Source organism: Cohnella soli (assembly GCF_042655525.1).
Taxonomy (GTDB): domain Bacteria; phylum Bacillota; class Bacilli; order Paenibacillales; family Paenibacillaceae; genus Cohnella; species Cohnella soli.
In genome coordinates, this window is sequence record NZ_JBHSMI010000025.1 from 410213 (window position 1) to 432849 (window position 22637).

At 49.2% G+C, this 22637-nt stretch carries 20 protein-coding genes; 8 read left to right on the forward strand and 12 right to left on the reverse strand.

Translation table 11 applies throughout. The features are described 5' to 3' along the window. Complete coding sequence (locus ACFPOF_RS14960) at nt 1-1515, forward strand: response regulator transcription factor (protein ID WP_378133958.1); 1515 nt, start codon at nt 1-3, stop codon at nt 1513-1515. Nucleotides 1516-1674: 159 nt separating this feature from the next. After that, the gene (locus ACFPOF_RS14965; protein ID WP_378133960.1) at nt 1675-2034 is read left to right on the forward strand and encodes a DUF2500 domain-containing protein; all 360 of its coding nucleotides are present in this window, start codon (nt 1675-1677) and stop codon (nt 2032-2034) included. A 101-nt stretch (nt 2035-2135) separates the two neighbouring features. Here the strand turns inward: ACFPOF_RS14965 and ACFPOF_RS14970 are convergent, their stop codons facing one another. Further along, nucleotides 2136-2900: a phytanoyl-CoA dioxygenase family protein gene (locus tag ACFPOF_RS14970; RefSeq protein ID WP_378133962.1), complete on the reverse strand. Its 765-nt coding sequence runs from the start codon at nt 2898-2900 to the stop codon at nt 2136-2138. 129 nt (nt 2901-3029) lie between these two features. Between ACFPOF_RS14970 and ACFPOF_RS14975 the strand changes: the two genes are divergently transcribed. Then, nucleotides 3030-3911 carry an AraC family transcriptional regulator gene (locus ACFPOF_RS14975; RefSeq protein ID WP_378133964.1) on the forward strand — a complete coding sequence of 294 codons (882 nt, stop codon included), beginning with the start codon at nt 3030-3032 and terminating at the stop codon, nt 3909-3911. A gap of 583 nt (nt 3912-4494) precedes the next feature. On the opposite strand, the gene ACFPOF_RS14980 is transcribed toward ACFPOF_RS14975, so the two are convergent. Together ACFPOF_RS14980 and ACFPOF_RS14985 are read right to left on the reverse strand one after the other, a co-directional pair. After that, on the reverse strand, nt 4495-6996 hold the full coding sequence (locus tag ACFPOF_RS14980; protein ID WP_378133966.1) for an S-layer homology domain-containing protein: 2502 nt from the start codon (nt 6994-6996) through the stop codon (nt 4495-4497). A 380-nt stretch (nt 6997-7376) separates the two neighbouring features. Next, nucleotides 7377-8594, reverse strand: coding sequence for a Gfo/Idh/MocA family protein (locus ACFPOF_RS14985; protein ID WP_378133968.1), 1218 nt, complete (start codon nt 8592-8594; stop codon nt 7377-7379). A gap of 132 nt (nt 8595-8726) precedes the next feature. Between ACFPOF_RS14985 and ACFPOF_RS14990 the strand changes: the two genes are divergently transcribed. Beyond that, complete coding sequence (locus tag ACFPOF_RS14990; RefSeq protein ID WP_378133970.1) at nt 8727-9635, forward strand: AraC family transcriptional regulator; 909 nt, start codon at nt 8727-8729, stop codon at nt 9633-9635. Nucleotides 9636-9662: 27 nt separating this feature from the next. Here the strand turns inward: ACFPOF_RS14990 and ACFPOF_RS14995 are convergent, their stop codons facing one another. From ACFPOF_RS14995 to ACFPOF_RS15015, 5 genes are read right to left on the reverse strand one after another with little or no spacing between them, the layout of a single operon-like run. Then, on the reverse strand, nt 9663-10844 hold the full coding sequence (locus ACFPOF_RS14995; RefSeq protein WP_378133972.1) for an acetyl-CoA C-acetyltransferase: 1182 nt from the start codon (nt 10842-10844) through the stop codon (nt 9663-9665). A gap of 1 nt (nt 10845) precedes the next feature. After that, a complete protein-coding gene (locus ACFPOF_RS15000) occupies nt 10846-11520 on the reverse strand; it encodes a 3-oxoacid CoA-transferase subunit B (protein ID WP_378133974.1) in 675 nt (224 codons plus the stop codon). A 12-nt stretch (nt 11521-11532) separates the two neighbouring features. Beyond that, complete coding sequence (locus ACFPOF_RS15005; RefSeq protein WP_378133976.1) at nt 11533-12228, reverse strand: CoA transferase subunit A; 696 nt, start codon at nt 12226-12228, stop codon at nt 11533-11535. 14 nt (nt 12229-12242) lie between these two features. Further along, nucleotides 12243-13025: a 3-hydroxybutyrate dehydrogenase gene (locus ACFPOF_RS15010; RefSeq protein ID WP_378133978.1), complete on the reverse strand. Its 783-nt coding sequence runs from the start codon at nt 13023-13025 to the stop codon at nt 12243-12245. Between the two features lie 3 nt (nt 13026-13028). Then, a complete protein-coding gene (locus ACFPOF_RS15015) occupies nt 13029-13916 on the reverse strand; it encodes a 3-hydroxyacyl-CoA dehydrogenase family protein (RefSeq protein ID WP_378133980.1) in 888 nt (295 codons plus the stop codon). Nucleotides 13917-14046: 130 nt separating this feature from the next. Between ACFPOF_RS15015 and ACFPOF_RS15020 the strand changes: the two genes are divergently transcribed. Next, nucleotides 14047-14934 carry a LysR family transcriptional regulator gene (locus ACFPOF_RS15020; RefSeq protein ID WP_378133982.1) on the forward strand — a complete coding sequence of 296 codons (888 nt, stop codon included), beginning with the start codon at nt 14047-14049 and terminating at the stop codon, nt 14932-14934. Nucleotides 14935-15138: 204 nt separating this feature from the next. Here the strand turns inward: ACFPOF_RS15020 and ACFPOF_RS15025 are convergent, their stop codons facing one another. From ACFPOF_RS15025 to ACFPOF_RS15040, 4 genes are all read right to left on the reverse strand, one after another. Continuing rightward, nucleotides 15139-15606, reverse strand: coding sequence for an Rpn family recombination-promoting nuclease/putative transposase (locus ACFPOF_RS15025; protein ID WP_378133984.1), 468 nt, complete (start codon nt 15604-15606; stop codon nt 15139-15141). Further along, on the reverse strand, nt 15539-15784 hold the full coding sequence (locus ACFPOF_RS15030) for a PD-(D/E)XK nuclease family transposase (RefSeq protein ID WP_378133986.1): 246 nt from the start codon (nt 15782-15784) through the stop codon (nt 15539-15541). Before ACFPOF_RS15030 ends, ACFPOF_RS15025 begins: the two co-directional genes overlap by 68 nt. 143 nt (nt 15785-15927) lie before the next feature. Beyond that, nucleotides 15928-17481 (reverse strand): response regulator transcription factor, encoded by a 1554-nt coding sequence (locus ACFPOF_RS15035; protein WP_378133988.1) that lies wholly within the window; start codon nt 17479-17481, stop codon nt 15928-15930. Next, nucleotides 17478-19307, reverse strand: a complete 1830-nt coding sequence (locus ACFPOF_RS15040) for a cache domain-containing sensor histidine kinase (RefSeq protein WP_378133990.1) — start codon at nt 19305-19307, stop codon at nt 17478-17480. Before ACFPOF_RS15040 ends, ACFPOF_RS15035 begins: the two co-directional genes overlap by 4 nt. Nucleotides 19308-19539: 232 nt before the next feature. On the opposite strand from ACFPOF_RS15040, the gene ACFPOF_RS15045 reads away from it, so the two are divergent. The 3 genes from ACFPOF_RS15045 to ACFPOF_RS15055 are packed head-to-tail and all read left to right on the forward strand — an operon-like array spanning nt 19540 to nt 22634. Then, nucleotides 19540-20922: an ABC transporter substrate-binding protein gene (locus ACFPOF_RS15045; RefSeq protein ID WP_378133992.1), complete on the forward strand. Its 1383-nt coding sequence runs from the start codon at nt 19540-19542 to the stop codon at nt 20920-20922. Nucleotides 20923-20942: 20 nt separating this feature from the next. Continuing rightward, a complete protein-coding gene (locus tag ACFPOF_RS15050) occupies nt 20943-21806 on the forward strand; it encodes a carbohydrate ABC transporter permease (protein WP_378133994.1) in 864 nt (287 codons plus the stop codon). A gap of 3 nt (nt 21807-21809) precedes the next feature. Continuing rightward, complete coding sequence (locus tag ACFPOF_RS15055) at nt 21810-22634, forward strand: carbohydrate ABC transporter permease (RefSeq protein WP_378133997.1); 825 nt, start codon at nt 21810-21812, stop codon at nt 22632-22634. Nucleotides 22635-22637: the final 3 nt, after the last annotated feature.

Consider the following 22637-nt stretch of genomic DNA (forward strand, 5'->3'; position numbering starts at 1 on the left):
ATGTACAACGTATGGATCGTCGACGACGAACCGTTTATTTTGGAAGGTTTGGCTTCCGTAATCGATTGGGCTTCCTTGGGCGCCGTGATCGCCGGGCAAGCCGAGAACGGATTGGACGCACTTGAACAAATCGAAGGCGAAGCGAGCCGGATCGACATTCTCATTACCGATATTGCAATGCCGGAGATGAACGGACTTGAGTTGATCTGTGAGCTGAAGAAAATCAACCCGGAGCTCAAAAGCATTATTCTTAGCGGATTCAATGAGTTCGATTACGTCCGCGAAGGCATGCGTATCGGTATCGAAAACTATTTGCTGAAGCCGATTAACCTCGAAGAATTGACTCAGACGGTCATTAGCACGACTGAGAAGCTGAATCGGGGAAAAATCGCCTCGCTAAGCACGGAGCAGACCGACCTGCTCAAAGACAACATTCTCTACCGCTGGGTATCTGGCCGAATCGCGAAAGAGCAATGGAAGCAGCGTTCTGATTTCTTGCAATTGCGGCTGAACGAAACGTATTCGGTAGTCGCCGTCGTTGTCGGCGGATATGACGATGACGCCGAAGGCGAATTCGGCGCTCCTTGCCTGAGCTTCCGGGATATCGATGACAATAGGGTATTGATCATTGGTGCCTCGAACGGGTCATCTACGGCTCTGAACGCCGTTCGCTCTTGCCTGATCAAGCTTCAATCCCGAATTGCGGCAAGCTCAGGCACGATGCCGCTTATCGTGCTCGGTTCTCTTGAGGAAGGCTTCGAGCAAGCACCGGCAAGTTACAGGAACGCAATCGTGACGCTTGATTACGCTCTATTGCATCCCGAGGAACGGATGTTATCGTACGATCTTGTCGCGCGTTCTGCCGTTATGGGTCGCACGCCACCGTACGATCCGGAAGTGTACAACCAACTGCTGCTGGCGATGGATGAAGAGGCGTTGCATGCGCGTATTGTGGATGATTTGGCTACCTTCTCACGAACGGAGGGTGTGACGCCGGCCGAAATTCGAAGCGCGGCTGCCGAGCTCGCGCTTCAGTTGAGGAAGCGTCTTCGCGACGCGAGGCCGAACAATACGACGCCACATGCTCGCGTCGATCCGCTTGCCCGGCTGTTCGGGTCGACGACGCTGGAGCAATTAATCGACCACGTCCGTGATATCGCCTCTGAAGCGGTTCGCGACCTTGCCAGCCGCCAGGACCAAAGCCCGGTTATTCGGCAGATTGTCTCCTTCGTGCAGCGATCCTATATGGAAGAGTTCTCTCTCAAGACGCTCGCCCAGACATACAACGTACATCCCGTCTACTTGGGTCAACTGTTTAACAAGGAGATGAACCAGACGTTCTCCGATTACGTGAACCGGACGAGAATCGAGAAAGCGATGGATATGATGATGGCAGGCTCCTTAAAGACGCAAGACATCGCCAAGGCGGTCGGCTACTGGGACACCGCTCACTTCTACAAGCATTTCAAGAAAGTCGTCGGCGTCTCTCCGGCACAGTATAGGAAGCTTGTGTGAAGATTTCTTTTGGAAATAATCTGCTGATCTTCCGACGAAAGGGTTGACGAGACGCGCAACTGCATGGTTAGATTCTCGTATATTATAAATCATGCAAAGTTTGGAAACGGAGGGATTACTTTGTTCCCAGAACCACCGGGGGGCGGGGGTTTTAATGCCATGTTTACGATCGTCCCTATTTTCATCGTCATCGTATTTGTCGTTATGATTGGATTGATGATTTTTAGCGGAGCCCGTTACGTTAAGAACGCCAGATCTCCGAAAGAATCCGTATATGCAAAAGTCGTCGCTAAACGTATGAATGTTAGAAGTAGCTCGGGCCATCATCATAATGACGATAATGGTATATCGCACACGAGGGGTTCGTCACACACGGATTACTATGTAACGTTGGAATTCGAAGATGGCTCCCGGCGGGAATATCTCGACGTGAAGAAGCTTTACGGCCTGCTCGTTGAAGGGGACGAAGGTTATGCGGCCGTTCAAGGAGACTGGATTGTCGCTTTCGAACGGCAGTAACGTGAGTTCCTTGCAGTACGCAAGTCACGCAAAAAGGTCGCTGCCTGCGATGGGCGCGACCTTTGACCTTATAATAGACGAGGAAATGCCGGAGCAACTATTTAGTGCGCCCCCTTATATTCCTTAAATATCGGATTATGACCACACACCATAAGCCCTTGTCCCCAGTTGACGTGCACGTCGGCGGACGGCATGTCCTCGGGATCGCGGTACTGCACGAGCACATTTCTGCGAGGTCTCGTGCTACGGTTCACATCGGAGCCGTGGATCGTCAAGTAGTTAAAGAACAGCACGTCTCCCGCTTTGGCCGGGCAGGGCGTGCCCATCGAGATCGGAAATTCCTTATGGTTCAAATAGTGCGACCCGACATGCGGAATTGGACCATCCTTATGTGAGCCCGGAATCACTTGAAGGCACCCATTCTCCAAGTCGGCATCATCCATGTGGATACTCGCGGCCATCATTGTGTGTCGTTCGTGAGGAAAATACGGATGATCCTGATGCATTGGGAACGCCGCACCGTTCTCGGGAGGCTTAACCAGCATTTTGGAATGATGAACTTGCACATTCGGGCCAATGAGCATTTTCAGAATCGATGCCATGCGAGGATGGCAAAGCGCCCGCGTGAATGCCGCGTCATGGTAGTGAACATCATGGAAGCCTTTCAGCACCAGCTTCTTTAATTGCTCGGGAGGCAAATACTCTCCTTGCCACGCAGCGTTGTGGTCGAATTTCGATAATGCGGCTCGCTCGATAATCGCTTCGGTCGCCGCGCGCATTTCTTCGACTTCTTCCCTGTTAAAAACGCCCTCAACCAACAAATAACCGTTCTCTCGATAAAATTCCGCCTGTTCTCTCGTAATCATGATCCGTAGTCCTCCCCTTTATTGATGATGCGTAATCATAATGTTATTGTAGGGAAGAGTACGAGAAATGTATTTGCTTTTATCTGTCATGTAATTGCACTTTTCGGACATGAAAGGCGGACGATGCCAATGGAACTTGAAGAAGCCGCAAGATGCTGGGCTTACTTAAACACTGTCGCTTTGAAGCTCGAGAACGAGTCTGCGTGCTTCAAAGTCCATTACTGGGGCATCGACACTTGCCATTTGGACAATCTGGTCCACCGCCATTCCTTTTTCGAAATATGTTACGTGCTCGACGGTGAAGGTACTTATTGGGAGCCCGATTCTCATTTTGCTCTCGCAAAAGGAACGATGTTCATGACCCGCCCCGGCGTAACTCACCAAATTCGCAGCGAATCGGGCATGTATTTGCTCTTCATCGCCTTCGAACTGGACGAACACCGGTCGGAAGAGTCGATCGTCCAAAGCTTCGCCAGACTTTCCAGGTCGGAGCGCTTTATCATCGACCGTGCGGACAACTCTCCGGCTGCTTTAACGTGGCTAGCCCTGTTCGCTTACCTAGCAGCGCCCGATTCGATGGCCGAGCCTTATGTCCGAAGCGTCGCACTCTCGTTGCTGCTGTCTTTTTACCCGACGTTCAAATCAGACCAGACCGAGACGGATTATCTGCCGATCAAGTATAAAGCGTCCGTACATACGTTAAACAGAGCCATTCGATTTCTAAGGGATAACTTGTCGCAGCCACTCACGTTAACGGAAATCGCGGATTATCTGCATATTTCCAGTCGCCATCTGTCCCGCTTGTTTCGTCAGGAGCTCGGCATGAGCTTTATCGATTATGTCTTGCAAGAGAAGCTGCAACGCTCTGCTTATCACTTAAAAAACTCTTCCTTATCGATACAGGAAATCGCCGAGTTGTCCGGGTTCAATAGCGTCCATTACTTCACCCGTCTGTTCACTCGCAAGATGGGCATTTCGCCAGGACGTTACCGATTGGAGCGATTGAAGTAGGTGAATTATAGTTCGACTATAGCTTTAATCACTTTTGTCTCCGACTTCAACCAATGCTCGAACTGTCCTATCATCTCTTCGAACGAACAACGATGCGTTACGTATGTACCGACGTCGATTTTTCCGGCCGCGATCGCCTCGAGAAGAAGCCGCGATAGAAGTTGCATTCGCCGATCTGAAAAATCGTCGCCGGAGATCGGTACGCCAAGTCGATTGTCAATCAACCCACTCGCTTAGTTTATTCCGTTAATATCGTCATATCCGATTAAACTCCTTTGCTTGCCGCCTGAACGGAAATAGAGCCGTCGAACCGATATTTCCTCAAATACGGCAAAATCGGCAGGCACATAACTCCGGAGTAATCCCCCGTTATCATCTGATCGATTACCAGAAGTACTGTTGTGTATATTATCGTTAAGATTATCATCATCTTTGTAAATGAAAATGTCCCACGGAGCACTAATATATTCCTTATTTTGATGGGGAATAGAGAAGTGAGATTGCTTTCATACACAGTTTCATTGATGTACAAAGAACAGGCTCTCCAGATAAATGTCTGGAGAGCCTGTTCTTTGTGTAATGATTATGGCGTTGGGGGTTTTACTTTGTAGTAGGTGTAGCCTGGTTTGTCAAGAGCTTCTTCTGCAGTTTTATATTGCGTTATGCTGCCAACAACTATATTGTTGTCTGCTACCACACCGCCATCCACTTCGTTAATTGTCCAGATTGCTATTTCTGTCTTATCGTCGTGAACGTTCGTTCCAGTAACGTTAAGTTCAGAATACCCGACTCCTGCACCATTCGATACTTCGATCCCACCATTTTCATTCCTCAAGGTCTTGATAGCGTTCACCGTTACCTGCGACCCATTAATCAGTATCCCGCCTTTACCGGAATCTTGCGCGGTAATGCGGTTCAACTTTACGCCTGTAGCATCGTAAACTTGAATACCGTATTCATTTATATTAGTAAAGATTACATCGTTAATCGTGACATTGTCACCGGATACAATGAAACGGTTCCCTATACCCGATATTGCAACTTCATGTCCGAATCCATCGATCGTCACGTTGGTGCCAGTAACGTCAATCGATTCATTAACTCCCAAAAAGTCAGCATTAAGAACGATCCGTACATCGTTTTTAGCGACAGCTGTTTTCAACTCAGCCAAATCGTCAACAACTTCAACGGTAGATTTCAATAAATAGTTCTTGTAATTGCTTTTATTGCTTCGCTTATCTTGAATCTCAATGTACTGACTGTTGTTATCAAATGATACTGTCGATGCACCGATCGTCCAGATTGGGACAGATTCTGTATGGCTGTTTGTTCCCGAAATCGTCAGCTCAGATTCTGCAGCAACGCCATCGCCTTTGGCAACTTCAATACCGCCCCATGCATTGCCGGAAGTCGTGATGCCTTTTACGGTGACAGTCGAACCATTGACGAGTACTCCGCCTTTACCGGAATATTCAGCAGTTACACCTTTTAAGGTTACGTTCGTTGATTTGTACACTTGAATTCCAAATTCTTTTTCATTTGTAAAAATAACATCGTTGATCACAACATTATTTGTCTCTTGGACAACGAATAGATACTTGTTCGATACCACAGCTGGATCAACGATTCCGATTTTATGTCCAAAACCGTCAAGAATAACATCGTGGCCTGTGATCGCTATAGTCTCTTTGATGTTTGGAATATCAGCGTTAAGTACGATCCGTACATTACTTTTAGCGACAGCTGTTTTCAACTCAGCCAAATCGTCAACAACTTCTACGGTAGATTTCAATAAATAGTTCTTGTAGTTGCTTTTATTGCTTCGCTTATCTTGAATCTCAATGTACTGACTGTTGTTATCAAATGATACTGTCGATGCACCAATCGTCCAGATTGGGACAGATTCTGTATGGCTGTTTGTTCCCGAAATCGTCAGATCAGATTCTGCAGCAACGCCATCGCCTTTGGCAACTTCAATACCGCCCCAATCGTTACCGGAGGTGTGGATGTTCGAAGCCGTGACTGTAGAGGCGTTGATCAGTATTCCGCCTTTACCCGACAAATTCGATGTCACATTGTTTAAAGTAACTCCCGTTACATTGTAAATTTCGAGATTATAGTCCGATGAGTTCTTGAACGTTACATTGCTTATCTTCGCGTTATTACCACGAACAAGCATGTTGTTGGCACCCGTAAACGTAATTGTCTTACCATTGCCATCCAACGTTACGCCGGTAGCCGTTAAGTCAATCACGCCGTTCACCGTGATGTCCGTAGAAAGTCTGATCATTTTGTTCGATACGATTACTGCATCTTTAAGTTGCTCCCACGAACTTACATATGTGTACGGATCGTTATAGCCGCCACCAGGAGTACCTGTGCCCGGAGAACTCGTAGGTTGAGGACTAGTCGTCGGTTCAGGCTCTGGATTCGTTTTTTCCAATTTGTCGGAAGTATCAATGAAGTTCGATGACATTTGAGCAGCTTGCTCGCGCGTTGCTTGGCCTTTCGGGTTAAATGTTCCGTCCGTGTTACCTTTAATCAATCCGAGCTTAAACGCAAGAGCTACCGCGTCTTTCGCCCAACTCGAAATGGTGTCGCTGTCTTTAAAAGTCAGTTCGGCTTTCTCATCCTTCGAGATACTACCAGCGGAGATCAATGCGTTCACCATAATGACAGCAGCTTGTTCACGAGTCAACGCAAGATTTGGGCTGAACGTATGTACACCCGTCCCTTTGATCAATTGCGCCTTGAAAGCAGCGTCAACAAAAGCGGCAGCCCACGAAGGCACATCGTTGAATTGAGTAGACTGAGTCACAGACTCGTCCACTTTTAATCCCATCGACAGAACGATCATCTTAACGAACTGGGCTCGCGTCAACTGGCCTTTCGGATCAAACTTACCCGATCCATCGCCCTGAATAATGCCCTTGTCTAGCAGTTGCTGGATCGCCTCCTTCGCAAATGAGCCTTGAATGTCAGAGAAGCCGGATGGAGAAGAAGCAGCTGTGATAACGCTTCCCGTACTTACTGTGCCAAATACGATTGCGGTCGAAAGCGCCGCCGATATGACCTGCTTTTTCATTTCTAATATTCCTCCAAATCTTCAATAAGATGATAGAAACATGGTGCCTAAATCTTGTAGAGAACTTCTATACGACCTATATAAGTGCTAATTAGACTATCATGTAACGCTATTCCTTAGTTCTTTCCATCCTTAATTGTTACGGTCGCTCTCTACACCCTACATTATCCATTTTACTGTAACCTCTGTAAAGGTAAAATTTCACAAAAACGGAGGATAAAAGACACAATTTGTATCAATCAGACAAAAAAGCCATGCATTATTCTGATTATTTTTTGTGGAAAACTGATAATATCAGTCGCATCCTGTAAACACTACTCTACCAAAAAAAGAGACCGCCCAATAAGGTTAAAACCTCATTGGACAGTCCCCGCTTTTTCTTAAAAAGTACCCGCCAACATATCCTCGTTCCGTTCGATCCATTTGCCGTTCGTGAAGTCGGGAAAGCTGACCGCCGTACCTCCGAACCGTACCGATTGCTCCGACAAGACGGTGATCGCCATCCAGGAAGCCATGTCGTAGACGTCGATCGAAGGTGCGGAGTTCGTCTTCACGCCGGACAGGAAGTCTCTCAAGCATAAATAGTCCATCCCGCCATGACCACCCTGCACGCCCTCTTGCATAAATTTCTGCCATACCGGATGCTCATGCTCTTCTTTGTATCCGTCGAACGACTCCCATGCATGAGCCGGGCTCGCGCCTTCTAGATGAATCACGTTGCCGTCTTCCATCCAAAGGCCTTTCGTCCCTTGAATCCGCCCACCTCTTGAATACGCCCTCGGTAATGACGTATCGTGCGTCAACAAAATCGTCTCGCCGTTCGCACATTGGATCATCGTCGTTACGACGTCGCCAAGCGCAATATTGGAGCGTGCCGCCAAATGATCCGGTCCGAGATTCTCTTTCGCCCACGCGTTAATGCCTCGAGCTTTGGAAGCGAGCGAAGTCAAGCTGATAAACCGATTGCCACGGTTAATGTTTAAGCAAGCTGCAGGCAATCCCAGTCCGTGAGTCGGGTACACGTCGCCATTCCGGTGAAGGTAATTGTGAATCCGGTAATGCCTGTTCTCGATGCCAAGCGCTACCTCATCCCGCAAGTCGTGCTGGTAAGCGCCTTGGCAGTGGACGAGTTCTCCGAATAAGCCTTTTCTGACCATGTTCAGAATCGCCATCTCTTCGCGGCCGAAGCAGCAATTCTCAAGCAGCATGCAATGCGCGCCTGTCGCTTCCGCCGTCCTTACAAGCTCCCAGCACTCTTCAAGCGATGCAGCGCCTCCGACTTCGCAACCGACGTATTTACCTGCTTTCATCGCCGCAATAGCGATCTCAATGTGACTTGTCCAGGAGGACGCGACGACAACCGCTTCCACGTCGGCCTGTGCCAGCAACTCTTTATAGCTGCGGTACGTCGCAGGGATCGTTTTGCCCGCTTCCTTCGCATCCTGCGTAGCATCATGCATTCTATCTTCGTATAAGTCGCTTACCGCGATTACGTCTACGTCTTCCATCGTCAACAGCAATTGGAACAAACCTCTGCCTCGTGGTCCAACCCCGATGACGCCCAGTTTCGTTTTTACGCTGTCCGATTTCTTACCCACGCCAACACCTCATCGCAAATATTTGTGAATTTCAGTTGATGAATGTATGCTATCATGAGATTAATCCTTTTGTATTTGTCTATTCCCGAATAACGGTTGTGAATTTCCGACATCGCAAGGAGATGACCGTCCATGACATCCCCATTTGTGCAGCCACACACTCGCACTCTGGATATACGCGAATTCGCGCCAAGCATTCACTGGGCTTCCCATCAAACTATTGCTCCCATTCGCGGAAAAACCAGAAGGCTGTACGACGGCGAATTGATGTACGTCTACAACGGCAGCATGGCTGTGTACTACGAGGATCTTGCGGAACCTGTCATCTATTACGCCGGTGATTTACTCGTATTGCCCCCAGCCGTCAAACATCAGGTCGAAACATTTGCGACGCCTTATATCCGATTGCTCGGCGTTCACTTCGACCTTTACGACGAACTAGAAATGGCTGTCGTGGGAGACATGGTCGTTAAAGAAAGCGATGTGAGCGAGGAGCAATTTTGCTTCTGGCCGACAGCCGACAACGGCCGACTTGTTTTTGCCCGCTGCTACCGCTCTGTCCCGCCGAATATCGTCAGTTGGATGGAGGAAATCTCGACATCGTTTCATAGCGGAAAACCGGAATCGCTGCTCGTCTGCCGAGGTTACATGCAGCTTATTCTGGCTACTTTGCTGAACTTGCCTGAGGAACCGGAAAAGCTTGTCTCAATCGCTTACGGCGCGCAGTTGCTTGAATTAAAAGAGGAGCTTGAACGGAATTTGCATTTGCCTTTCACAAACCAAACAATGGCCCAGCGCTTGAACGTCAGCGAGGACCATTTTATACGTCTATTCAGGAATGCATTCGGCATGTCGCCGCAAAAGTATTTGCAAGATTTGCGCCATCAGGCGGCAAAGCGTTACTTGAGAGAGACGGATTACAAAATCGAATACATCGGCAGCCTGGTCGGGTACGATGATTTGCACAACTTTAGTCATGTTTTCAAGAAGTGGCAAGGCATCTCTCCATTGCAGTACAGGAAGCTGTTTGCGATCATCTAGGGCGTGTCTGAATACTCCTAACGTAAATCAAGGTTTCTCGACCATCATCGCAACGCCCTGGCCGCCACCGATGCAAAGACCGGCGACGCCGCGCTTACCGTCGCGCCTGCCAAGCTCGTGCAATAACGTGACCAGAATGCGTGCGCCGCTTGCGCCGATCGGGTGTCCCAACGCGATGGAACCGCCATTCACGTTCACAATGTCCCCTGGAACGCCAAGCTCCCGGGTAACCGCGACCGCCTGCGAGGCGAATGCCTCGTTCAGCTCGAATAAATCGACATCGCTTGTGGATGTTCCCGTGCTCGCCTGTAACTTGTCTACGGCAGCCCAAGCGCCCATCCCCATAATCGAAGGGTCTAGCGCGCTGCTTGCATAACCGCGAATACGCGCCAGCGGCTTCACGCCGAGTTGACTCGCTTTTTCCGCGGACATGACGACTAATGCTGCAGCTCCATCATTAATGCCGGAAGCGTTGCCTGCTGTAACGGTTCCGTCTTTGCGGAATGCCGGACGCAATTTGCTGAGCGCTTCGACAGTCGTCCCGGCGCGAGGAAACTCATCCTGATCGAAAGGGATAGGCTCGCCTTTTCTTTGCGGTACGGGAACCGGTACGATTTCCGCTTGAAAAACGCCATCCCGAATCGCAGCTTCCGCCTTCATCTGGCTTAGCGCCGCGAATTCATCCTGTTCTGCACGAGTTACCCCGTATCTCTCTGCTACGTTTTCGGCGGTGACCCCCATATGCGTATCGCCCGTCGCGCACCACAGCCCATCCCGAATCATCGAATCGATCATCTGTGTATCGCCCATGCGGAGACCGGAGCGCGCTCCCGGGAGCACATACGGCGCCAGACTCATATTTTCCATGCCGCCCGCCACGATAATGTCGGCATCTCCATGACTGATCGCTTGAGCCGCCAGCATCACCGCTTTTAATCCGGAACCGCACACTTTGTTGATCGTCATTGCCGGAACTGCCACAGTGAATCCCGCTTTTAGCCACGCTTGCCTGGCCGGATTTTGCCCGAGACCGGCTTGCAGGACGTTGCCCATAATGACTTCATCGACCTGTTCGTCTGATATTCCCGCTCGTAGCAACGCTTCCCGGATGACAATTCCTCCGAGATCTGGCGCAGAAATAGCGGACAATGCCCCTTGAAAACTGCCAATTGCCGTTCGCACGGCGCTGACAATGACGACATCTCTCATGTTAATCCCCCTCCCGCCCCGCAGTCGACGTCCTCAGCACATCTGGGCTGACCGTAAATGCAGCCTCAGTCTTTTCTTTGACCTCATCCAAAGTCGTGCCTGATTGCAGCTCGACTAAAACCATACCGCCATCCAGGAAATCAAACACAGCCAAATCGGTAATGAGCCGATGCACGACACCCTGTCCTGTTAGAGGCAAAGTACAGGCCCGCTTTACTTTCGACTCGCCATATTTATTCACATGCTCCATGATGACAACGATCTTTTTGGCGCCGTGAACAAGATCCATCGCGCCGCCCATTCCTTTAACCATTTTCCCGGGAATCACCCAGTTGGCCAAGTCCCCGTTCTCGGCGACTTCCATGCCGCCCAGTACCGCGAGATCGACATGACCGCCGCGGATCATTGCGAATGATTCCGCGCTGTTGAAGTAAGAAGCACCTTTGACGGCCGTTATCGTCTCTTTGCCGGCATTGATCAGGTCGGCATCTTCATCGCCCGTCTGCGGATACGGACCTATGCCTAGCAGCCCGTTCTCGGACTGAAGCATGACATGACGGTCTGCCGGAATTTCATTGGCGATCAACGTCGGCAAGCCGATGCCCAGATTGACGTACATGCCCGCCTTGATTTCTTGCAATGCGCGCTGCACGATTTTGTTGCGATCATCGCTCATCTGTATGCCCTCCTAGTCCTTCCGCACGGTGCGGCGTTCGATTCGTTTCTCATATCCGATTCCCTGAACGACGCGCTGCACATAGATGCCTGGCGTATGAATATCGTCCGGATTCAGCTCGCCCGGCTCTACGATCTCCTCAGCCTCGACGATCGTTACCCTTCCTGCAGCGGCGACCAACGGGTTAAAATTGCGTGACGTACGGCGAAATACAAGATTGCCATACGTGTCCGCTTTCCATGCTTTAACAAACGCGAAATCGGCGACAATGCCTTGTTCGAGCAAATAGGTGCGCCCGCCGAAAGATTTGTGCTCTTTGCCTTCTGCTACTAGCGTACCAACGCCCGCCGGTGTATAGAAACCCGGGATGCCCGCTCCTCCGGCGCGCAACCGCTCGGCCAGCGTACCTTGGGGCACGAGCTCCACTTCCAGTTCCCCGCTAAGAAATTGCTGCTCGAACGTTTTGTTTTCCCCGACATAGGAAGCGATCATTTTCTTAATCTGCTTGTTCGCCAGCAGCAAACCAAGCCCCCAATCATCTACGCCGCAGTTGTTGCTGTAAACCGTCAGTTCTTGTGTTCCCCGGTCTTTCAGCGCAGCGATCAAATGTTCCGGAATGCCGCAAAGCCCGAATCCGCCGACAGCCAGTGTTGCCCCGTCCGGAATATCATCGATGGCGTCAGCTATGGAATGTACTAGTTTATTCATGCTCCTATCGCCTCCTATTGTGCTGTATAACCCCCGTCAATTACGAGCGAAGCCCCGGTCACTCCTTTGAGCTTATCGCCCGCGATCAGCGCGGCGAATTGTGCCACTTCTTCAACGCCAAGCAAGCGCTTCTGCGGAACAAGCGGATAAATCACTTCTTCGAGCACACGCTCGAGCGGCACTTCCCTGGCCTTGGACAAGTCTTCCAACTGGCCTCTTACGAGCGGCGTATCGACATATCCTGGACATAACGCGTTAACCGTGATGCCGTATTCGGCACCTTCCAGCGCAGCGACTTTCGTCAAGCCAATGACCCCGTGTTTGGCGCTGTTGTAGGCCGCTTTGCCGGCAAAGCCGACCAATCCGTTAATCGAGGCTACATTAATAATCCGTCCCCAATGCTGCTGCTTCATGATCGGAAATGCATGTTTGATACCGATAAAAGCGCCTGTCAGCATGACCTTTAACATGTAATCGAACTTCTCCACCGGAAAATGCTCGATCGAAGACACATGCTGCAAACCGGCGTTATTGACCAATATATCTAATCGTCCCAGCTTCCGTTGCGTCTCGGCAATTGCTTGTGCAAACTGATCTTCTTGTGTGACATCGCATGCCATGCCTAGCGCCTCGAAGCCTTCTCCTTCCAGCTGTTTGGCTGCTTCTTCCGCTCGTTCGCCCTGCATGTCGGCAATGACGACGATCGCTCCATCTCTAGCGAACTCTCTGGCAATTTCCAATCCGATGCCGCTGGCGGCGCCCGTTATCAATGCGATTTTGCGATCCAACGATTTCACAGCTTAATCCTCCCTTGAACATATAAGCTTCGTTAATCGGTCACGCCACTGGCGGACAGTTTGCTCGCCATTACCGGCATCCCCATATTCATAGAAGCCGCTTCCGCTCTTTAAGCCGAGCCGCCCGCGCTGTACTTGCTCAGCAATCGCCTCCGGAACTTCCGTCTCTCTGCCTAAGTGGGGGAACAGATGACCTGTCACTTTCTCCCACACATCAAGCCCGCCAAAGTCGGCAATTTCGAAAGGCCCGTTCAGCGCCCAGCGTGGACCAAGCCCTTCTTTTACCGCGGTATCCACCTGCTCTGCCGTCGCCACCCCTATTTCTAGCAAATGGCAAGCTTCGCGCATCACCGCCGCCTGCAGCCGGTTCGCCAGAAATCCCGGGACATCTTTGTTGAGCATGACGGGTACTTTTCCGGCGGTCCGGAGCGTATCCGCGAGTCTTTCCGCCAATCCCGGCCGAGTCGTCTCTAGCTGTACGATTTCGACCAACGGAATAATATCGGCAGGGTTGAAAAAATGAGCAATCAGCATCCGATCCGCAAACGGCTGATGTTCGGCCAGAACGGCAAGCGGATACGTGGAAGTATTGGAGGCAATGATTGTGTCCTCACCAACTGTGGTTGCTATTTGTTCATATATCGCACGTTTGATTTCCAGGTTTTCGGGCGCCGCCTCCAAAATCAATTCCGCATGGCGTACCGCCTCCTGCAAATTTGTCGTCAGCTGGAGGCCAAGATTCTCTTCCGCCTCAACCCTACTAGCCTTCATCGCATGAAGGGCCTCGGGATTGGGGTCGTACAAAGTCACCCGGCTTCCGTGCCCGGCCAGAAGTCGTGCAATGCCGCGCCCCATCGTTCCTGCACCAATTACAGCTATCGACTGAAACATGCTGCGCACCTCTTTCGGTTAAGCGTTTTCTTCTTGATTGTACAAACGATGTTTCAATATGAGAAATATATATGTAGAATAGAATTTATGCGTATTTGGAATATATCATCGCGAAAGGAAGGGCACGGCTATGGAAATTCGCCATCTCGTTTATTTTCTGGAGATCGCCAAACATGCCAGCTTCACCAAAGCAAGCGAAAACCTCCATGTCTCGCAACCGAATCTAAGCAAGGCGGTCAAGTCGCTCGAACAAGAATTGGGTGCCTCGCTGATCGTCAGAACGACCCGCAAAGCGCAGCTTACCGAAGCCGGAGAACTTCTGCGTACCCATGCTCAAATTGTAACGGCGTCTCTCGCCAATCTTCATTCCGCGTTCGCCGACTTAAATGAAATGAGAAGCGGAAGCATCAAACTCGGCATCCCTCCGCTCATTGGCGCACGGTTGTTTCCCGATCTTATCGCGAAGTTTCAGGAGCGGTTCCCTCTCATTACCGTGTCGTTCGTCGAGCATGGCAGCAAAGTGCTCGAGCAATCCATATTGGAAGGAAATCTGGAGCTTGCCGTCGTCATGCTTCCCGTAGACGAGAACGAGTTTAATGTCGAGCCGATCGTGAACGGCAAAATCACGCTCGGCCTGCATCCGAATCATCCCCTCGCCCATCGCAGTGTTATCTCTTTGCGGGATTTACGCGAGGAGAAGTTTATTCTGTTCGGAAGTACGTTCAAAGTGAATAGCAGCGTGCGAGAAGTATGCATTCGCGAAGGTTTCGAACCGAACATCATCTATGAAAGCTCGCACTGGGATTTTATTTTCGAGATGGTTGCGGCCAACCTAGGCATCACTCTGCTACCGGAAATTATTTTCGATCGCATTGAACCTGAACGCATCACTGTCAAGCGCGAGCTGCTGCCTGCAATCCCTTGGAACATCGCGATTATTTGGCGTAAAGACGGTTACTTATCCCATGCCTCGCGAGGTTTTATCGAATTTGCGAAAAGAAGTTTCACGGAGGCGTAATTACCCGGGCAGGCACTTTAGAGTGGCGATAAGGGGAACGGTTCCGGCGATAGGAAACTTTGCGCTGAAACTTATTGCTGTGGCGGGAACATGGCGAGATGATTTGGGGAGAGACGGTCATTGTTAAAAAATCGGCAACGAAAAGCCGCCGAACGGCCCGTCAAGGCAGAACAGCGGCTTTAATCGTATTTAGCATCAAACGGATCATTTACTGTTCGAATGATCCAAAGATTCTATCTCCTTCTCGTCTAGCCCGGTCACTTCGCTAATGGTGGCAATCGGGAGCCCCTTTTGAAGCATTCTCAGTGCTGTCAGCTTTAAGGTTTCTGCCGTGCCTTCTACCCTGCCTTTTTCCCTTCCCTCTGCTTCCGCATCTTCCAACCAACTCGCGCGATCATGCAGCGCTTTCTCCCGAATCGCATACAATCTGCGCGTTTCCTCGTCGCTTGCCAGATAACTCAGACGCGCCTCCGCTTCCTTGATCGTCTCATCCATCCTCATCAACTCCTCCATTTGTTCGGTTGTCGTGTGTTGGTCCAAAAATCTGAGCCAATGATGCAACGGATCGTTAATATCAAACACAACGTGCTGGAATTTCGGGCATTCAATAAAGTGGATTTCCAGGATGTCCGTCGACTTCGCATAAAATATCGAGTACAACTTCCTTGTCATCCACCAATTCGCGTCCCAGATGCGTATTGTCTACGATGGTTACATCTGTAATCGACTGCTTCTTCCCACGCCTAAGCACTGCATTCAGCAAGCCAATCAGCAGCGGCTTTCCTTCATCCTCGCCAAACAATCGTTTGAACAAGAAGTCGTTCTTCGGATTCAGTCTTTCAATTTCCATTCCTTTTCCTCCTCATTATAACATAGCGTTAATGCCCCAACAGTCGCTTGAAACACCAAAAAACACGCGCCGCCCCATTCCCCTGTAATCAGGAAAATGAAGATGCGCGTGCTTCGCGACAAATACAAAATATGAACAATCTTCTACAGCCCGCTTCTATACTCGCTCGGCGTTTGACCTGTAACGGTCTTGAACACTCTGCTGAAATAATGATGATCCCCGAACCCTACAAGTTCCGCGATATCCTTAAGCATCATTCCCGGGTGATCCCGAATGAGTTCTTTCGCTTTATCCATGCGGAGCGTCGTGAAGTATTCCACGAAAGAAGCGTTGGCGTAATTGCGAAACAAATTGCTTAAGAACGTATTAGACACGTGAAACTGTTCGTTAAGCTGGGCGAGGCCAATCGGCTCGCTCAAATGAGAGACTAAGTAATGATGAATGCGTTCAAACAACGGTGCGGCGTGATGCAGATCTGTTTCCGTGGATTGAAACGGAAGCACTTTCGCGATCGCTTCCCAACAGAAACTCGCCGCCTCTTCGAAGGAAACCGCCGTATGCAAAACTTCTTCGATCGCCTTCTCCGATGATTTGCTGACGATGGCATCCGCTGCATGATGGCTCCGTTCCATTAGCCGAATCATTCGTTTCAAGTTACTTTCGATCACGACGCTCGGACATTGCTCACTCTTCCATACTTGGAACAACTGAAGAAATTCTTTCTTTAATGAAGACGCATCTTTCTTGGCGAATAGAGAGGAAAGCTTCGTTTCGAGGTGTGCCTTAAAGTGCGTAAACGCAGCAGCTTGGGCCAGGTTCTTCTCTTCCTCCACATGGATATCTTGGGTCTTACCGATGACAAGTCGGTGATATAAACAATCCAGCAGTTGCTGAATCGTAGATTTCATCTTCGCCAAACTGTCGATTTCTCCGCTGAAAGCAATTGTCACCGGCACTCCGTCATTGGAGAAATATTCGCGGGTTGTGACTGCGATTGTTTGGAGCTGCAGTCCCTCCGCATGATCGTATCCGATAACCACAACGTAAGAGCGGCTGTCATGTGAATTGAACATCCACGCCGCGTTTCGCGTGCCGATCATGCGCTGCAATTCCGTAATATAGGAGGCATGCCGATTCTCGGATTGTTGCAGCAAGAGACGATCCGTATAGCCGCCCTCCACATTCGGGAAGACAAGAATACGATAACAGGGAAATAAATCATCCTTGTGCAGCAGCTCATCTTCCCCAGCATCATCGCGAACATCGTTCTCCATGAATTGTTGGATAAGCCGTTTACCTAATTGATAGGATTTAAGGAGAATTTGCGGGTGCAGACGGAGCAACTGTTCCTTCACCAGACCGGCTTTGATCGGCTTCAGCAAGTAATCTACGACATTGGCACGCATGGCTTCACGCGCGTATTCGAAAGACGGGTATCCGCTAATGATGACGACGAAAATACCTGGCCAATCTTTTTGCAAAATCGCTGCCAGTTCGACGCCGCTCATGCTCGACATTTTAATATCCGTGAACACGATATCAGGCGGAAATGCCGTAATCCCTTTTAGCGCTTCCTGAGCGCTGTACGCTTCTCCGGTAATCGTCGTTGCAATACCGGTTTCGCGGCTGAATTGTTCAATAATCAACCTAAGCTTATCGATAAAGATCGGTTCGTCATCGACCAACAGGATGTTCATTGTCTCTCTCCTTTGACCGCAGCTTCTTGAAAAAAACCCGAAATCGTAATGTACGTGCCATATTGCTCATTATTGCCAATCTTGAAATCTATGAGAGTTTTGTAGTAAAGCCTAATGCGAGTATACGTGCTGATGATCCCCATACCGCCTAACGCTAGTCGTTCTCCCTGGGTAGTAGTCGAATCGAGACCGTCTGAATAGGCCTGCATTTCCTGATTTAGCACTTCGAGCCGTGCTGGGTCCATGCCTTTGCCGTTATCCCGGATCGTCAGGTACCAGCGGTTCGCTTCTATGTGTCCGGATATCGTGACAACGAGTCCCCTGTCGATATCCTGAAACCCGTGATGGATCGCATTTTCCACTAACGGCTGCAAGGTCAGCTTCGGAATAAGAATGGTGTTCATCTCTTCCGGAACCGTAAGCTCAAACTGCAAGCGGTGCTTGTATCTCGTCTTCATCAATTCCAAATAATCTTGAACAAACTTCAATTCCTGTTCCAGTGTCGTAATCGGATCGGCCTGGATAATCGTGTATCTTAAGAAATCCGCCAGTTTCTCGCTTACGCCGGCCGCCTTCGTCGCCCCCTCCTCTTCGGAAAAAATCGTAATAACGCCGAGCATATTAAATAAAAAGTGAGGATTGATCTGCGCTTGAAGCACTTCGAAATGAGATTGAATCTGCAAGGTGCGGAAGCGTACCGTTTCCTCAAGGGACTGCTGCAGCCGATCGTTCATCGACAGGAAGGAGCGATTTAACAGTTCAATTTCATCCATTCGGAATTCATTGCTTATTTTAATTTTTTTGTCGTCCAAATCGATCGTATCGATCACTTTTTTCAGCTTTTTGATCGGGTAAGTCAACGCTTTGGACAAGATATAAAACACGAGAATCGACAGCAAGATTAGAGCAAAAATGGATAGAAACGTAACGTTCCGAAATACTTGGAGAGGCGCAAATAATCGGGATTCCGGGACGGCGTACAATAGCGTGTACGACGTGTTTTTGGCATGCTGGTAAACGACGATTTCTTTCGCCCCGTTATTTTTCAACCGATAATGCCCGTTCGCCTTGCCCGTTGTCACTTGACGATACGCTTCGATTTGCTGACTAAACGCGTTCTTGCCGGCTTCGTTCGATTTGTAATACAAAACATCGTTATCACTGAAGATTGCAAAGGTGTTTCCGGGAAGGTTCTCAAGCTTGTCCGGCGAGATCAGATCGTCCGCTATGAATTGAACTTCCAGATAGCCGATTTCAGTGCCTGCCCATTTGATCATCCGCATAAATGAGAAGACGTGCGGCGACTCGCTATCCACCCACCGATCGCTGTTGAAATATCCAACCACCGTCGCACCCTGCGCCGATCTTGATTTTTGCAGCCAATGATCCGCGCTTATTCGATCTTTCGGGGAATCGGACGGCTTATTAGAGAAAAACAAGCCGGCGGCGTTAAAAATATTAATGCGATAAACGTTGCTATTAATGGCAGACAAGATTGCTATACTGTTCTCAATGCTGTTGTAGCTTTCTAATTTTTCTTTGTCATTCCGGGGGGACTTCAAATTTTGCAGAGATTGGATGACATTCGAGTAAGCGGGGTTATTTTTTAAGTAGATTTGCATCGTCATATTTTCATATTGCCTGGAATAGCTGTCCAAATTGTCGGATATGCCGGACACCGTATTTTGCGTGCCGACAATAATGTTTTTCTCTGTCGCATGCTTCAAGTAGAAGTACATCGGAACGCTAATAATAAGGGTGAAAATGAGAAGAAAGATCGAATACGTAATAAATAATTTCGCTTGGAATGTCCGGAATGAGAACATAGCTGCCCACCTCGATTGTAACCGCTTAATTTTTAATCATAACGTGAAAACACAGGTCGTTAAATAGATAATTTCACTTCTCCAGGTGGATTATCTTATATCATTTTCTCATTCCGACCTGTGTAAGATTATCCACTCCCGCGTGTAAGATTTTCTATTTAAGGCTCTTTGAAATTGGGCTAAAGTTCTTCGTGTAAGCAGTTACAAAAATAGTCTCTCAGGAGGAAAGTACATGAAGGGTTTAATGGCAAAGAGGATGCTGGTCTCGGCTCTGATCGTCACGACGACGATTTTCTTGGCCGCATGTTCAAGCAACAAAAACAACAACGCGGAGGCTAGCAAGCTTGCGGCGACCGCAACGGAAACGCAGCCGGCATCCAGCAGTCCGACTGCATCGGACAAACCGGTTGAGACGGTCAAGCTTAAAGTGCTCGGCCACACGACCTGGTTCAAATCGGGCTGGGACGCGATCAAGAAAGATGCGCTGGTGCATGGGTTCGAACTGGTTGAAGAGAAGGTTCCCGATTCCGACGCCGGCAACGATCTCATCAAAACAAGGTTTGCAACGCAGGATTTGCCGGACATTTTGCTCTACTTCCCCGGCAACCTTTTCAAAGATTTCGGCGCGCCTGCGGATATTTTCGTGAAACAAGAAGACCAGCCGTGGATGGAAAACTTCGACAAAGCGGCATGGGTAAGAGCATTGGATGATAAAGAGAACTTAAAAGGCGATCGCGGGTTTTACGCGGCTCCGTATTGGGGTTCCAACGTTTCCGTAGTGTTGTATAACAAAAAAGTATTCACCGAACTTAACCTGCAAATTCCGAAAACGTACGATGAATACTTGGCCGTATGCGAAGCGCTCAAAAAAGCGGGAAAAACACCTGTATTCTATGCAGGCAAAGAAGCTTGGTCTCTTCAGCTACTTGCGCTTGATGCCGCCAGCAAAAAGGGATATAACGATCTGGCCCAAAAAATCAATACAAATCAAGGGAAATTTGTCGAGTACGACAACTTGAAAAAAGGGATTGCAACGCTTGTCGATCTGAAAGACAAAGGCTACGTTCAAAAAGACTACTTGTCCGACGACTACAGCGCCGCCCAGAAAGCGCTGGCAACAGGCACGGCGGGCATGTACCATATGGCAACTTGGGTGATGGACGACATCCGCAAGAAATTCCCGGATCAAGTGAACGATATTGGCTCGTTCATTATGCCATTCGACGGCAACGACACGGACATTGTTCCTGTATTCGCGCCTTACGGCATGTTCGTGCCAAAAGGCAAAAATCAGGAAGCCGCACAAAGATTCGTGAACTTTTTCGAGTCGATCGAAACGCAAAACCTGTACTTCGGCAACGAAGGAGGCATTCCGGCGATTAAAGGCGTAACGGAAACGAAACTTTCACCGGCTGAATTGGACGGCAAATCCTTTGTTGACGCGGGCAGATTCAGTCCAAACTTCGCTTACGGGTTCGATTATAACTTCGGCGATTTCGGCGCCTTCCTGCAAGACGCGCTTGTCGGTTCGAAGACGCCGGAACAAGTGCTCGAAGCGATGGATAAAGAATATGCGAAAGACGCCAAAGCGAAAAACGATCCGCTATTCAAATAACCAAACAGATGAGCAAACTGATGAAAACGAACTACACATACGGCATGCTGCTACCTGGATTAATCATTTATTTGGCGATCTTCGTCGCGCCTTCGTTCGGCAGTTTTTATTATGCCTTCACGAACTGGAACGGTTTCCAAGCCTCGACCTTCATCGGCTGGGACAACTTCAAAGATTTGCTCGATGTCGACAATATTTCTCTCGTGTTAAAGAATACGTTTATATTCACCATCATGACAACGACGCTGAAAATCGCTTTAGGGCTAGGTTTGGCGCTGCTCGTTAATCAACAATTGCGATTCGCGACATTTTTGCGATCCGTATTTTTCTTTCCGGCCATCCTCAGTACGGTAGCCGTCGCGCTCGCTTTCTCGGCCATTTATCATCCTTCCGCCGGATTGTTGAACGAGTTTCTGCGGATGCTTCATTTGGATCGGCTGACCCAGTCCTGGATTACCGATCCTCATCTTGTCATGTATTCGATATCATTCGTAGAAATATGGCAGTTTACAGGCCTTCATATGGCGATCTTCCTGGCGGGTCTGCAATCGATTCCTAAAGATTCCTATGAATCGGTGACGATTGAAGGCGCCAGCGGTTGGGAGAAATTGCTTTATATTACGATCCCTCAGATGTTACCGAATATTAAAGCCAACCTATTTCTTTCGCTTATCGGCGGACTGAAAGTGTTTGCGATCGTATTCGCTCTGACGCAAGGAGGTCCGGGAGGCGCTTCGCAAGTCATCGGCACGATCGTTTACAAAAACTTCGGTCACGGGCAATACGGAGCGGCTACAGCGGCGAATCTGGTGCTATTTCTTCTGATTATCGTCATCGTAGGCATTCTGAACCTGGTAATCAGCAGAAAAGAAGTGGAGGTATGACGCATGAGCACCCGATCTCGTAAATGGCCGCTGGAAATCATCGGCCTCGTTCTGAGCGCCATCGTTATTGTCCCCCTTCTATTAATTGTATTCACTTCTTTTAAGGGGCCGGCTGAGGCGGCCGATTTCAAATTTTCATTGCCGACCGAATGGTACATCTACGAGAACTACACCGAAGTACTTAAGGTAGCCAAAGTGTCTACCGCTTTCTGGAATTCCTTGATCATTACGGGAAGCAGCGTTTTCCTCGTGCTTGTCGTCTGCTGTACTTCCGCCTTCGTCATTCAACGCAGAAAAAACTTTTTTACGAACACGGTACAATTTCTGCTGCTGGCCGGCATGGTGCTGCCGTTATCGATCATTACGACGTATATGATGCTGTTCAAATTAGGACTGACGCAATCGACTTATGTCGGTCTCATCTTGGTCTATGTGGCGACTTCATATCCGATCATCACTTTTTTGTACATCGGCTTCTTCAACAGCCTGTCCCGCGAAATCGACGAGGCAGCCGTCATTGACGGAGCTAAAGGGTACGGATTGTTTTTCCGGGTTATTTTCCCTTTACTGAAACCGATGAACGCTACCGCGATTATCCTAACTTTTATTTCGGTTTGGAACGACTTTGCAACCGCCATTTATTTTCTGAACTCGGCAAAGAAATACACGCTCGGAATTACCGTGTTTTTCTTTCAGGGGGAGCACTCCAGCGACTGGAACCTGGTATTCGCGGATTTAGTCATCGTTTCCATTCCGGTCATCATCGTGTACATCGTCTTGCAGAAACAAATTATTTCGGGTTTAACCGCCGGAGCCGTCAAGAGCTAATCT